Origin of the sequence: Streptomyces sp. RKAG290, assembly GCF_023701695.1 — a bacterium.
In the GTDB taxonomy this organism is placed as follows: Bacteria; Actinomycetota; Actinomycetes; order Streptomycetales; family Streptomycetaceae; genus Streptomyces.
The window spans coordinates 3,510,924-3,524,234 of record NZ_JAJOZC010000001.1 but is presented as its reverse complement, the minus strand read 5'-3'; the positions used below and the strand labels follow the sequence as shown (position 1 = coordinate 3,524,234).

At 68.0% G+C, this 13,311-nt stretch carries 10 protein-coding genes, 1 tRNA gene and 2 pseudogenes; 6 read left to right on the top strand and 7 right to left on the bottom strand.

The window, feature by feature from the left end:
* Positions 1-27: 27 nt before the first annotated feature.
* Positions 28-110, bottom strand: a tRNA-Leu gene (locus LNW71_RS15330).
* Between the two features lie 317 nt (positions 111-427).
* Here LNW71_RS15330 and LNW71_RS15325 point away from each other — a divergent pair.
* The 6 genes and pseudogenes from LNW71_RS15325 to pknB all read left to right on the top strand — a co-directional run bounded on the left by LNW71_RS15325 (position 428) and on the right by pknB (position 8,526).
* Entirely contained in the window at positions 428-1,321 is an 894-nt protein-coding gene (locus LNW71_RS15325; protein WP_250968734.1) for a DUF3662 and FHA domain-containing protein, read from the top strand.
* Between the two features lie 10 nt (positions 1,322-1,331).
* On the top strand, positions 1,332-1,850 hold the full coding sequence (locus LNW71_RS15320) for an FHA domain-containing protein (RefSeq protein ID WP_250968733.1): 519 nt from the start codon (positions 1,332-1,334) through the stop codon (positions 1,848-1,850).
* A gap of 129 nt (positions 1,851-1,979) precedes the next feature.
* The gene (locus tag LNW71_RS15315) at positions 1,980-3,479 is read left to right on the top strand and encodes a Stp1/IreP family PP2C-type Ser/Thr phosphatase (protein ID WP_250968732.1); all 1,500 of its coding nucleotides are present in this window, start codon (positions 1,980-1,982) and stop codon (positions 3,477-3,479) included.
* Between the two features lie 22 nt (positions 3,480-3,501).
* Positions 3,502-4,913, top strand: a pseudogene (locus tag LNW71_RS15310) (FtsW/RodA/SpoVE family cell cycle protein).
* A pseudogene (locus tag LNW71_RS15305) lies at positions 4,910-6,367 on the top strand (peptidoglycan D,D-transpeptidase FtsI family protein). The pseudogenes LNW71_RS15310 and LNW71_RS15305 overlap by 4 nt, the downstream one beginning before the upstream one ends.
* A 167-nt stretch (positions 6,368-6,534) precedes the next feature.
* On the top strand, positions 6,535-8,526 hold the full coding sequence (gene pknB, locus LNW71_RS15300; protein WP_250968731.1) for a Stk1 family PASTA domain-containing Ser/Thr kinase: 1,992 nt from the start codon (positions 6,535-6,537) through the stop codon (positions 8,524-8,526).
* A gap of 165 nt (positions 8,527-8,691) precedes the next feature.
* Here pknB and LNW71_RS15295 read toward each other — a convergent pair whose 3' ends face one another.
* Genes LNW71_RS15295 through LNW71_RS15270 form a run of 6 tightly spaced genes read right to left on the bottom strand, consistent with a single transcriptional unit; the run spans position 8,692 to position 13,202 of the window.
* Positions 8,692-9,420 carry a class E sortase gene (locus tag LNW71_RS15295; RefSeq protein WP_250968730.1) on the bottom strand — a complete coding sequence of 243 codons (729 nt, stop codon included), beginning with the start codon at positions 9,418-9,420 and terminating at the stop codon, positions 8,692-8,694.
* 34 nt (positions 9,421-9,454) lie between these two features.
* Positions 9,455-10,840, bottom strand: coding sequence for a class E sortase (locus tag LNW71_RS15290; RefSeq protein WP_250968729.1), 1,386 nt, complete (start codon positions 10,838-10,840; stop codon positions 9,455-9,457).
* Positions 10,837-11,475, bottom strand: coding sequence for an aminodeoxychorismate/anthranilate synthase component II (locus tag LNW71_RS15285; RefSeq protein WP_250968728.1), 639 nt, complete (start codon positions 11,473-11,475; stop codon positions 10,837-10,839). Before LNW71_RS15285 ends, LNW71_RS15290 begins: the two co-directional genes overlap by 4 nt.
* Positions 11,472-11,654, bottom strand: coding sequence for a hypothetical protein (locus LNW71_RS15280; RefSeq protein WP_250968727.1), 183 nt, complete (start codon positions 11,652-11,654; stop codon positions 11,472-11,474). Before LNW71_RS15280 ends, LNW71_RS15285 begins: the two co-directional genes overlap by 4 nt.
* A 56-nt stretch (positions 11,655-11,710) precedes the next feature.
* On the bottom strand, positions 11,711-12,409 hold the full coding sequence (locus tag LNW71_RS15275; protein ID WP_250968726.1) for a class E sortase: 699 nt from the start codon (positions 12,407-12,409) through the stop codon (positions 11,711-11,713).
* Between the two features lie 25 nt (positions 12,410-12,434).
* Entirely contained in the window at positions 12,435-13,202 is a 768-nt protein-coding gene (locus LNW71_RS15270) for a DUF881 domain-containing protein (RefSeq protein WP_250968725.1), read from the bottom strand.
* Positions 13,203-13,311 lie beyond the last annotated feature (109 nt).

Sequence of the window (13,311 nt, the reverse complement as noted above, 5' to 3'; positions counted from 1 at the left end):
ACCGTGGTCTGCGGGGCTTCTCTCTTGTGCGCGAGGGGGGATTTGAACCCCCACGTCCCTAAGGACACTGGCACCTGAAGCCAGCGCGTCTGCCGTTCCGCCACTCGCGCATGAGTGGTGTTTCCAGAAACTCTCACTTGTTGGTGCGAGCCCCTGGCGACATCCGGAAGATTAGCACGCTGGACAGGGTGGATTCACATCCGTTTGTTTCGCCGAACCCCTGACGGGAACCGGGAACCCGGAGCGGCCGCCCCCCACTCCTCCTGACTGCACCCAAGGTGCGGGACACTGTCAGGAGGCCGCCTCTACGATCCGTGTGAGGGGGGACACTCATCCGCAGGGCAGACAAGGGGAACCAGCCGATTTCCCGACGCGTGGATACGATCAGTAAGCAGTACAGGGACGACGACACCGGAGGAGGTGCCCCATGGGAGTCATGAAGCGTTTCGAGCAACGTCTCGAAGGTCTCGTCAATGGCACTTTCGCCAAGGTCTTCAAGTCCGAGGTTCAGCCGGTCGAGATCGCGGGAGCTCTCCAGCGGGAGTGCGACAACAACGCCACCATCTGGAACCGCGAGCGGACCGTCGTCCCCAACGACTTCATCGTCGAGCTCAGCGCCCCCGACTACGAGCGGCTCAGCCCGTACTCGGGCCAGCTGGGCGACGAGCTGTCCGGCCTGGTGCGGGACTACGCCAAGCAGCAGCGCTACACGTTCATGGGCCCCATCAAGGTCCACCTGGAAAAGGCCGACGACCTCGACACCGGTCTCTACCGGGTACGCAGCCGCACGCTGGCGTCGAGTTCGTCACAGCAGGGCCAGCCGGACCAGCAAGGGTTCCCGAACCACCCGGGACAGTCGGCTCAGCCGGGCCGCCCCGGACAGGGGCGCCCCGCCGCTCCCCAGGCTCCCGGTGGCTACGGCTATCCGCCCAGCTCCGCGCCGCCCATGCCCGCGGCCCCGCCGCCGGGCGCCGGGCGTCCCGCAGCGCCCGCGGCCGACCGGCGCCCGCCGGCCACCCCCAGTCCCCTGCCGAACACGCAGGTGCGACGCTGGATCGAGATCAACGGCACCCGCCATCAGATCTCCCGCCCGACGCTGGTCATGGGACGCAGCACCGACGCCGACGTGCGGATCGATGATCCCGGCGTCTCCCGCCGGCACTGCGAGATCCGGACCGGAACGCCCTCGACGATCCAGGATCTCGGTTCCACCAACGGCATCGTGGTAGACGGGCAGCACACAACCCGCGCTACGCTCCGCGACGGCTCGCGGATCGTCGTGGGCAACACCACCATCGTTTACAGGCAAGCCGAAGGGTGAAGCGGGGGCAATGTCAGAGCTGACCCTGACGGTCATGCGGCTAGGTTTCCTTGCCGTTCTGTGGCTGTTCGTGATCGTGGCCGTCCAGGTCATCCGCAGCGACCTGTTCGGAACGCGCGTCACGCAGCGCGGCTCACGCCGCACCGCGACCGACGCGCGCCCGCCACAGGCACGCCAACAAACCGCTGCGGCACCGCCGCAGCAACGCCAGCAGCCCGGCCGCCAGCGCCGGGGGGCACCGACAAAGCTGGTCGTATCCGAGGGCACCCTCACCGGCACCACGGTGGCGCTCCAGGGGCAGACCATCACGCTGGGCCGGGCCCATGACTCAACGATCGTGCTGGACGACGACTACGCGTCCAGCAGGCATGCCAGGATCTACCCCGACCGTGACGGCCAGTGGATCGTCGAGGATCTCGGGTCCACCAACGGCACGTATCTGGACCGGACCCGTCTCACCACCCCGACGCCTGTTCCGCTGGGCGCGCCGATCCGGATCGGCAAGACCGTCATCGAGCTGCGGAAGTAGTACGACAATGAGCGAGCGGAGCGAGCGAGCCGCGGCGGCCCGGGCAACGGACCCGGGCAGGCTCCCGACCGGAGGGTGGGCAGTGTGGCTCGAGACCGGCTGTACCCCGAACCGACGGGCGAGGTGCGCATGAGTCTTTCCCTGCGCTTCGCCGCCGGATCGCACAAGGGCATGATCCGGGAAGGCAACGAGGACTCCGGCTACGCCGGTCCGCGCCTTCTCGCCATCGCCGACGGAATGGGCGGCCAGGCAGCCGGTGAGGTCGCCAGCTCCGAGGTGATCTCCACGCTCGTCCAGCTGGACGACGACGTACCGGGCTCCGACATCCTGACCTCGCTCGGTACCGCGGTTCAGCGGGCCAACGACCAGTTGCGCATGATGGTCGAGGAGGACCCGCAGCTGGAGGGCATGGGCACCACGCTCACCGCTCTCCTGTGGACCGGTCAGCGCCTCGGCCTCGTACACGTCGGCGACTCACGCGCGTACCTGCTGCGTGACGGCGTACTGACCCAGATCACGCAGGACCACACCTGGGTCCAGCGCCTGGTAGACGAGGGCCGGATCACCGAGGAGGAGGCCACCACCCACCCGCAGCGCTCCTTGCTGATGCGCGCGCTGGGCAGTGGCGACCACGTCGAACCCGACCTCTCCATCCGCGAGGTCCGGGCCGGCGACCGTTATCTGATCTGCTCCGACGGGCTCTCCGGCGTCGTCTCCCACCAGACGATGGAGGAGACGCTCGCCAGCTACCAGGGCCCGCAGGAGACCATCCAGGACCTGATCCAGCTCGCCCTGCGCGGCGGCGGCCCGGACAACATCACCTGCATCGTCGCCGACGTCTTCGACGTCGACAGCAACGACACCCTGGCCGGGCAGCTCAACGACACCCCGGTCATCGTCGGCGCGGTCGCGGAGAACCAGGCCGCCCAGCTGAACGACGGCGGCGCGATGGAGACCCCCGCCGGACGAGCGGCCGGCCTCGGCCGTCCCGTCCCGCCGCCCGCGGGTGGCTTCGGCCCTCCCGGCAGTGGTGACGACGTCGGCTACGGCGGAATGCCGGACGGGTCGTTCGGGTCCTACTCCGACGACGACTTCGTCAAGCCCGGCGGCGGCCGCAAGTGGCTCAAGCGGTCCCTGTACGTCGTGCTCGCGCTGGCGGTCATCGGCGGCGGCCTGTACGGCGGCTACCGCTGGACCCAGACCCAGTTCTACGTCGGCGCGAAGAACGACAACGTCGCGCTGTACCAGGGCATCAGCCAGGACCTCGCCTGGGTCTCGCTCTCGAAGATCGAGAGCGACCACCCCGAGATCGAACTCAAGTACCTCCCGCCCTACCAGCGCAAGCAGGTGGAGGCGACCATCGCCGAGGGCAGCCTCGCCGACGCCCGCAAGAAGATCACCGAACTCTCCAACCAGGCGACCGCCTGCAAGAAGGACGCACAGCGCCGCGCAGCCGAGAAGAACGCCCCCAGCGACGAGGGCCAGGCCGGCGGTACGGACACGGACGCAACCAAGACGTCCTCGACGTCCGACGCCACCAAGACCAAGCAGACTTCAGCGACTCCCACTCCTGGTCCCAGCCTCTCGGAGGAAGAGAAGAAGCTGGTCCCGCAGTGCGGTAAGCAGTAAAGCCGTAGGGGCCTTCAGCACCATGAGCGTTGTCACCAACACGACCACGATCGGCGCGATCGACGCACCGAGCCGGCGCAACACCGAACTGATGATGATGGTCTTCGCCATCGGCATCTCGGTGTTCGCCTACGCCAACGTGGGTCTCGCCATCGACGGCTCGCTGCCTTCCGGCATGTTCGGATACGGGCTCGGCCTGGTACTCCTCGGCGGCGTGGCCCACCTTGTGGTGCGCAAGTTCGCCCCGTACGCGGACCCGCTGCTGCTGCCGCTGGCCACACTCCTCAACGGGCTGGGGCTGGTGCTGATCTGGCGGCTGGACCAGTCGCCGAAGCTGATCAGGGACGCCAAGAACCTCTACGGGGTATTCACTCCCTCCGCTCCCCGGCAGCTGATGTACTCCGCGATCGGTGTGGCTCTGTTCGTCGGAGTCCTGATGCTGCTCAAGGACCACCGCATCCTGCAGCGCTACACGTACATCTCCATGGTGGCGGCACTGATTCTGCTGATCCTGCCGATGTTCTTCCCCGGCAAGTTCGGCGCCAAGATCTGGATCACGATCGCCGGCTTCTCCATCCAGCCCGGCGAGTTCGCGAAGATCATCATCGCGATCTTCTTCGCGGGCTATCTCATGGTCAAACGCGATGCGCTGGCCCTCGCCAGCCGCCGTTTCATGGGGCTGTACCTGCCGCGCGGCCGCGACCTGGGACCGATCCTGGTCATCTGGGTGCTGTCGATCCTGATCCTGGTCTTCGAGACCGACCTCGGAACGTCACTCCTGTTCTTCGGCCTCTTCGTGATCATGCTGTACGTCGCGACGGAGCGGACCAGCTGGATCGTCTTCGGTCTGCTGATGTCCGCGGCCGGAGCGGTGGGTGTGTCCACGTTCGAATCGCATGTGCAGCAGCGTGTGGACGCGTGGATGGATCCCTTCGCCTGCTATCAGACGGACGGCGCCTGTGAGCAGATCGGCAACGCCATCATGTCCTTCGGTTCCGGGGCACCATGGGCACCGGCTGGGGGCAGGGCCACTCCGACCTGATCGGCTTCGCCGCCAACGCCGACTTCATCCTCTCCACCGTCGGTGAGGAGCTCGGCCTCGCCGGGATGATGGCCGTCCTGCTGGTCTACGGCCTCATCGTCGAGCGCGGGGTCCGCACGGCGCTCGCCGCTCGCGACCCCTTCGGCAAGCTCCTCGCCATCGGCCTGTCCGGCGCCTTCGCCATCCAGGTCTTCGTCGTCGCCGGTGGTGTCATGGGGCTCATCCCGCTGACCGGTATGACGATGCCGTTCCTCGCAGCCGGTGGATCGTCCGTGATCGCCAACTGGGCCCTGATCGGGATCCTGATCAGGATCAGCGACACCGCGCGCCGCCCCGCACCGGCCCCCGCGCCTTCCTCCGACGCCGAGATGACCCAGGTGGTCCGCCCGTGAACAAGCCCCTGCGCCGGATCGCGATCTTCTGCGGACTCCTCATCCTGGCCCTGCTCGTACGTACCAACTACCTCCAGTACGTGCGCGCCGACGAGCTCAACACCCGCGACGAGAACCGCCGCGTCCGTATCGAGCGGTACGCGCACGAGCGCGGCGACATCATCGTCGACGGCGGCAACGCGGTCACGGCGTCCAAGGAGACCAAGGACAGCGACTTCAAGTACAAGCGCGCCTGGCAGGACGGCCCCATGTGGGCCCCGTCACCGGCTACTCCTCCCAGGCCTTCGGCGCCACACAGCTGGAGAGCATCGAGGACGGCATCCTCACCGGCAACGACGACCAGCTCTTCTTCGACCGGACGATGTCGATGTTCACCGGCGAGAAGAAGCAGGGCGGCAACGTCGTCACCACGCTCAACAGCGCCGCGCAGAAGGCCGCCTTCAAGGGGCTCGGCAACAAGAAGGGGCCGTCGTCGCCCTGGATCCGCAGACCGGCGCGATTCTGGCGCTCGCCAGCACCCCCTCGTACGACCCCTCGACCTTCGCGGGCAACGACAAGGCCGACACCAAGGCCTGGCAGTCCCTGCTGAAGGACAAGGACAAGCCGATGCTCAACCGGGCGCTGCGCGAGACCTACCCGCCCGGCTCGACCTTCAAGGTCGTCACCGCGGCCGCTGCCCTGGAGGACGGCCTCTACACCGACATCGACGCCAAGACGAAGTCGCCGCTGCCGTTCCGTCTTCCCCAGACCAGCCAGAACCTCGACAACGAGGGCAACATCCCGTGTGAGAACGCCTCGCTCCGGGAAGCGCTGCGGTATTCCTGCAACACCGTCTTCGGCAAGATCAGCGACGACCTCGGCAACCAGAAGATGATCGACGCAGCCGACAAGTTCGGCTTCAACAAGGAAGTCTTCACTCCGGTCCGCGCCGACGCGAGCATCTACCCCAAGGACAACCCGCCGCAGAACGCCATGGCGGGCATCGGCCAGGCGTCCAACCGCGCCACGCCGCTCCAGATGGCGATGGTGGCCTCCGCGGTCGCCAACGACGGCAAGCTGATGCAGCCGTACATGGTCGCCGAGCGGCAGGCGCCCAACCTGGACGTCATCTACACCCACGAGAAGGAGCAGCTCAGCCAGCCCCTCTCGGGTGAGAACGCCCAGAAGCTCCAGCAGATGATGGAGACCGTCGTCGACAAGGGCACCGGGACGAACGCCAAGATCCAGGGCGTCACCGTCGGCGGCAAGACGGGTACCGCTCAGCACGGTCTGAACAACAGCGAGAACCCGTACGCCTGGTTCATCTCGTACGCCAAGACCGACAGCGGTTCCCCCGTCGCCGTCGCCGTGGTCGTCGAGGACAGCGACGCCAACCGGGACGACATCTCCGGTGGCGGACTGGCCGCCCCATCGCGAAGGCGGTCATGCAGGCAGTCATCGACGGCAAGAAGTGACGCCACCCACACCGGGCTCCATATCGGCACGAGGGGATACCGGTCGGATATCAGGTATCGCCTGCGGGCCGATCAGGTAGTGCGCGGCCGGTAGCGTATCCGCGAACAGCACACCGCCGGACCGCACACCGGTGCGGTCAGGACTGACGGAGAGGGCTGGAACAGTTATGGAAGAGCCGCGTCGCCTCGGCGGCCGGTACGAGCTGGGCTCGGTGCTCGGCCGTGGTGGCATGGCCGAGGTCTACCTCGCTCACGACACCCGGCTCGGCCGCACCGTAGCTGTGAAGACGCTGCGGGCGGATCTCGCCCGCGACCCGTCCTTCCAGGCCCGGTTCCGCCGTGAGGCCCAGTCCGCCGCCTCGCTCAACCATCCGGCGATCGTCGCGGTGTACGACACCGGTGAGGACTACGTCGACGGGGTCTCGATCCCGTACATCGTCATGGAGTACGTCGACGGGTCGACGCTCAGGGAGCTGCTCCACTCGGGCCGCAGGCTGCTGCCCGAGCGCACCCTCGAAATGACCGTCGGCATCCTCCAGGCGCTTGAGTACTCGCACCGCGCGGGCATCGTGCACCGTGACATCAAGCCGGCCAACGTCATGCTGACGCGCACCGGCCAGGTCAAGGTCATGGACTTCGGCATCGCCCGCGCCATGGGCGACTCCGGCATGACGATGACCCAGACCGCCGCCGTCATCGGCACTGCCCAGTACCTCTCCCCGGAGCAGGCCAAGGGCGAGCAGGTCGACGCACGGTCCGACCTGTATTCGACCGGCTGCCTGCTCTACGAGCTGTTGACGGTCCGGCCGCCGTTCATCGGCGACTCACCCGTCGCGGTTGCCTACCAGCACGTACGGGAAGAGCCGCAGACCCCCAGCAACTTCGACCCCGAGATCACGCCCGAGATGGACGCGATCGTGTTGAAGGCCCTGGTCAAGGACCCGGACTACCGCTATCAGTCGGCCGACGAGATGCGCGCCGACATCGAGGCCTGCCTCGACGGACAGCCGGTCGCCGCCACCTCGGCGATGGGCGCGGCCGGATACGGCGGCTATGACGGGTACGGCAACGACCAGCCCACCACCGCCCTGCGGGCCGCGGACCAGAACGGCGCCCAGACGTCGATGCTGCCCCCGGTCAACCCGGACGACGGCGGCTACGGCTACGACGACCGGCCCGACCGCCGCCGGCAGAAGAAGAGCAACACCTCGACGATCCTGCTGGTCATCGCGGGCATCCTGGTGCTGATCGGCGCGATCCTCATCGGCAAGGCGGTCTTCGGCGACACGAACAGCGACAGCGACAAGTTCGACGTCCCCAACATGGTCGGCCTGACCGTCAAGGACGCACGGAAGCTCGCGGACAACGCCAACGTGGTGCTCAAGACCGGTCCGAAGGAAGAGTGCGAGGAGCAGCCCCAGGGCAAGATCTGCCGCCAGACACCGACGTCGGACGAGAAGATGGCGGAGGAGGAGACCGTCACGGTCTTCGTCTCCAGCGGCGCTCCGAAGATCGATGTCCCGGACGTCACGGAGAAGACCGAGGAAAGCGCCCGCAAGACGTTGGAGGAGAAGGGGTTCACCGTCTCGGTCACCTCGGTCGAATCCGACGACGTGGAAGCGGGCAGAGTCCTGGAGCAGTCGCCGAAGGGCGACACGAAGGCCGAGAAGAACTCCGAGGTCAAGCTCTCGGTCGCCACCCAGAAGCTGCTCTCGGTGCCGCCGGTGACCGACCGTACGTACGACGACGCGCTGGCCCAGCTCACCGGACTCGGCTTCACCAACGTCGGCAGGACCGACGTCGACTCCGACAAGCCGGCCAACCAGGTGGTCGACCAGTCCCCGGCAGCCGGCAAGAAGGCCGCGAAGGACGCCCCGATCATCCTGAAGGTGTCCAAGGGCCCGCCCGAGCCGGAGAAGGTCACCATCCCGGGTGACATCGTCGGCAAGTCCTACCAGGACGTGAAGACGCAGCTGGAAGGCCTCGGCCTGGTGGTCGCGCTCGGCCCCAACTCGGTCGACAAGCCGGACGCCAAGGTGGTCATCAGCGCTCCGGCGCCCAACACCCAGGTGGACAAGGGCGGCACGGTCACCCTGACAACCGTCGACGGAGGCGGGCCCGGCAACATCTTCGGCGGCCAGAACGGACAGCAGGACTGACGACCGGACACGGCACAGCGAAGGGCCCCGGCACCGCAACGGTGACCGGGGCCCTTTGCTGTACCGGCAGGTTCAGGCATTCAAACGCCAAGCACGCACGCACTCAGGCACGCAGACACCAGGCACTCGGACGCCAGGCGCTCAAGCGCTCAGGCGGCTTCCGCGTCAGCGCAGCTCCGCCGGCTTCGTACGGTCGCGGTCGACCTTCTCCGTACGGACCAGCTCGCCCCACACGATGTAGCGGTACTTCGACGTGTAGACGGGCGTGCAGGTGGTCAGGGTGATGTAGCGGCCGGCCTTCTTCATGCCTGAGCCCTTCGGGACCGCCTGGAGCACGTCGACGTTGTACTTCGACGTCTCGGGAAGCTCCTTGAAGACCTTGTAGACGTACCAGGTGTCCTTGGTCTCGAAGACGACCGCGTCCCCGGTCCGCACCTTGTCGATGTTGTGGAACTTCGCCCCGTGGCCGTCCCGGTGGGCGGCCAGCGTGAAGTTGCCGTGCTTGGCAGCGGGCAGCGCCGATTTCACCGGATCGGTGTAGTAGCCGGCGATGCCGTCGTTGAGGATCTCGGTGTCGGTGCCCTTCTTGACTAGCACCTCACCGTTCTTCATCGACGGGACGTGCAGGAAGCCGATGCCGTCCTTGGTGTCCAGCGCCCCCGGGCCGCCGGCCCAGCGGTCGCGGATGGTGTCGCCCTGTTTGGTGGCCTCGCGGTCGGCGAGCACGTTCGTCCACCACAGGGAGTAGACGACGAAGAGCCCGAGCACCAGGCCCGCGGTGATCAGGAGTTCGCCGAAGACACTGACCGCGGTCGCGACGGGATGGCGGTTCCTGTGCCGCACCGGGGGCGCGGACTCGCCGGTCTGCTCTTGGTCCTCGGTCCTCGCTGCCACCGCACCGTCCCTGTCGTGATGTTGTTCAGCCCGTTCAGCCCACGAGCGCGTCGGGCTTCCCCTTGCTGCGCGGCCGTTCGTCGACCATCTTGCCCCAGACGATCAATCGGTACGTACTCGTGAATTCGGGTGTACAGGTCGTCAACGTGATGTATCGCCCGGGCTTGGTGAATCCCGACTGCGGCGGCACCGCGGCGATCACCGACACATTGGACGGCGAGGTCTGCGGCAGGACGCTCGTCATCTCGTACGTGTAGTACGCATCCTGCGTCTCGACCACGATCGGGTCGCCGGGGCTCAGCCGGTTGATGTAGCGGAACGGTTCGCCGTGCGTGTTGCGGTGGCCGGCCAGCGCGAAGTTGCCCTGCTTGGCCGACGGCATCGCCGTGCGCAGCGGCGCCTCGCCGTAATGGCCGACCATGCCGCGGTCGAGGACCTTGTCCTTGCTGGTCCCCTCGGCGATCGGCGTGACCACATCCAGTTTCGGGATGTGGATGATGGCGAAACCCTGCCCCGCTTCGAACGCGCCGGGCGCACGTTTGCCGCTGGCCCAGTCGTCCTGGATCTTGTGCGTCTCGTTGCCGGCGATCTGGTCGGCGCGCACGTTGGTCCACCACAGCTGGTAGGTGACGAACAGCAGCATCAGCACGCCCAGCGAGATGAACAGCTCGCCGACCACCCGGCTGACCACCACGGCGGGGCTGTCCTTGGCCGCCCTGGCCGCCCGTCGCGCCTCGACGCGCGACATCGGCTTCGCGGGGGCGCCCGTCTGCGACGCGGCTCCCGACTGCGGTTCGGCGCGCCTTCGGCCGCGGCCCTTCGCCGCACGGCGCCGCTCGGCCCGGCCACCGGTGCTCGCCGCTGTGCCGGACCCGTCCGCCTCCAGGGCTGCGCCGGCGTCACCGGACGCACCGGCCTCTACGGTGCTCTCCTGCTGCTTCTCGCGGGCCCCCGAACCATGTTCCGGTCCCGCGCGGTGCGTGGTCGCCGCGGTGGGGACTATTCGCCGGGTGTCCGCCGTACGCAGCGCGACGGTCTCGTCGTTGGGGGGAACCACTTCGGCGGGGGCCGCCCGGAGGGGCTCCTGGTGGCCGTACCAGTCCCGTTCGTAGCCCTCGGGGTCGTACCACTCGCGCGGGGGGCCCTGAGCCGCCTGTGGCCCGTGTGGCGGCTCAGCCTCGGTGACGCCGACGCCCGGCGGGACGGCCGGGCCATCGTCCGGGGTCGTCGGGCCGGCCGCCGGCTCTCCGGGGGCGTTCTCCGCCCGGAACCAGGGTGAGGCGTGCTCCCCCGGCAGCGGATCGTTCAGCGGGTCCACCAGCTGGCCGACCGCCGCCTCGAACGCGCCTGCGGCCTCGTACGCCTCCGGCTCGTACGGGCCGTCCTGGCCGGCGTCGGATCCGTGGCGCGGTGGGGTCACGCGACGGCCTTGCCCACCACCGGCGCGAGTCCCGCCGACCTCTCGACGGCTCCGGCGTCACCGCACTGCGCCAGCCAGTTGGCCAGCATCAGATGGCCGTGCTCGGTGAGCACCGACTCCGGATGGAACTGCACTCCCTCGACCGCCAGCTCCCGGTGCCGCAGCCCCATGATGATGCCGTCGGCCGTGCGCGCGGTGACCTCCAGCTCCCCGGGGACCGTGTCCGGTTCGGCGGCGAGCGAGTGGTAGCGGGTGGCGATGAAGGGGGAGGGCAGACCGGCGAAGACGCCCTTGCCCTCGTGGGTCACCGCCGACGTCTTGCCGTGCAGCAGCTCGGGGGCGCGGTCCACGACACCGCCGTACGCCACCGCCATCGACTGCATGCCGAGACAGACCCCGAAGACCGGGACGCCGGTCGCCGCGCAGTGCCGCACCATGTCGATACAGACGCCCGCGTGCTCGGGGGTGCCGGGGCCGGGCGAGAGCAGGACGCCGTCGAAGCCGTCCTGGGCGTGCGCCGGCGTCACCTCGTCGTTGCGCAGCACCTCGCACTCGGCGCCCAGTTGGTAGAGGTACTGGACGAGGTTGAAGACGAAGCTGTCGTAATTGTCGACGACCAGGATGCGGGCGCTCATCGGCCGGCTCCTGTCGGACCGGCGCCGTCGACCGTCACATCGCCGAACGGAAGCAGCGGCTCCGCCCACGGGAAGACGTACTGGAACAGCACGTAGACAACCGCCAGGGCGAGCACGAGCGAGACGAACCCACGCACCCACACGTTGCCCGGCAGATGACGCCAGATCCAGCCGTACATGCTGACCCCTCCATTCGGTACGGGACCAGACTAAAGGGCCGGGGCAGGGCCGTGGGTCAGCTGTGGAAAGCTGTCGGCCTTCCGGCGGTCACGGGCTGGGTCGCATCCAGGTGTGCCCAGACGATGAGCCGGTGGCTGCTGCCCCACTCGGGGTCGCAGGTGGTCAGCGTCAGATAGCGCCCGGGACCGTCGAAGCCGGACTTGCGCGGGACGGGGTCGATGACGCCGATGTCGCCGGGCACGGTGCGGTACGGCCTCTTGTCGATGCGGTACGTGAACCACGTCGTCCCGTCCGTCAGCACCACCGCGTCACCGGCGCGCAGCTCCGGGAAGTCCTTGAAGGGATCGCCGTACGTGCGGCGGTGTCCGGCCACCGCGAAATTGCCGGTGGCACCGGGCCCGGCGGTGCCGCGGTAATGCCCGAGGCCCTTCTGCAGGGTCTTGACCTCGGTGTTCTCCAGCACGGGCCACTCCCAGCCCTTCCCGAAGCGGGGTACGTAGAGCATCGCGAACGGTTTCCCGTCGCGGTAGGCCCTGGGCGCCGGGGGCTTCGGCGCGGGCGACTCCGGGGAGGTCGCGGGTGCGGAGACCGGCCCCTGCGCCCACTGGTTCTGCAGGTCGTCGATCTGCCCCTCGGTGGCACCGGCCGCCTTCACACCGGTCCAGAACAGTACGTACACGACAAAGAGAATGATCAGGGCACCGACGGTGATGCACAGTTCGCTGAACGTCCTGACGATCAGTCGCACCGACACCGGTCGGCCTCCCCGCAGCTGCTCGCTACTTCACCGGCTCCGCATAGTGGAGATCCACTGTGCCCGAGTAGCCGGGAAGAGTCACCGCCTCGCGCTCGTCGACTTTCCAGCCGAGCCCGTACGCCTTCACATAGAGCAGGTAGTTCTGGATCGCCGGGGAGGCGTTGAGCGCCTGCTTGAGCTTGCCGGGATCACCGACGGCGGTGATCTTGTACGGCGGCGAGTAGACCCGGCCCTGGAGGATCAGGGTGTTGCCGACACAGCGCACCGCGCTGGTGGAGATCAGCCGCTGGTCCATCACCTTGATGCCGCCGGCGCCACCCTGCCAGAGGGCGTTGACGACTGCCTGCAGGTCCTGCTGGTGAATCACCAGGTCATTGGGTTGCGGATCGGGGTAGCCGGGGCTCGCGGTGGCGTTCGGCGGGGCGTCGTTGAGCGTGACGGACACGGACCGGCCGGAGAGCTTGGTCGTGCCGGCGGCCCGCTCCAGCGCCTTGAGCCGGGCGTCCTCCGCCTTGGTGCTGCCGTCGTCGCGCTGGGCGAGGGTGTCGATGTCCTCGCGCACGGATGCGGCCGATTCCTCGAGGCCGGCGTTCTTCTCGCTGCGCTGCTGGATGAGGTCGGAGAGCTTCAGCAGCGAGGAGTCCGTACGGATATTCGTACCCTTGGCCGTGTTGGCGCTGGTGACGAAGATGAGGCCGGCCAGGGCGAAAACGGCAGCGGTGAGCACTCTGACCGGATTCCGGAGGCTGCGCCGGACCGGGCCTGGGGGAGAGTCGGCAGAATTGCTCAACGTACCCTTATCTCCTTCGGCGCCACGGAAGCACTACGCTAACGGACGCCCGGGGGAGGCAGCATTCCCCCCTCGCGCCCGCCCCGGCGTCAGCCACAGTTCCCTGCGC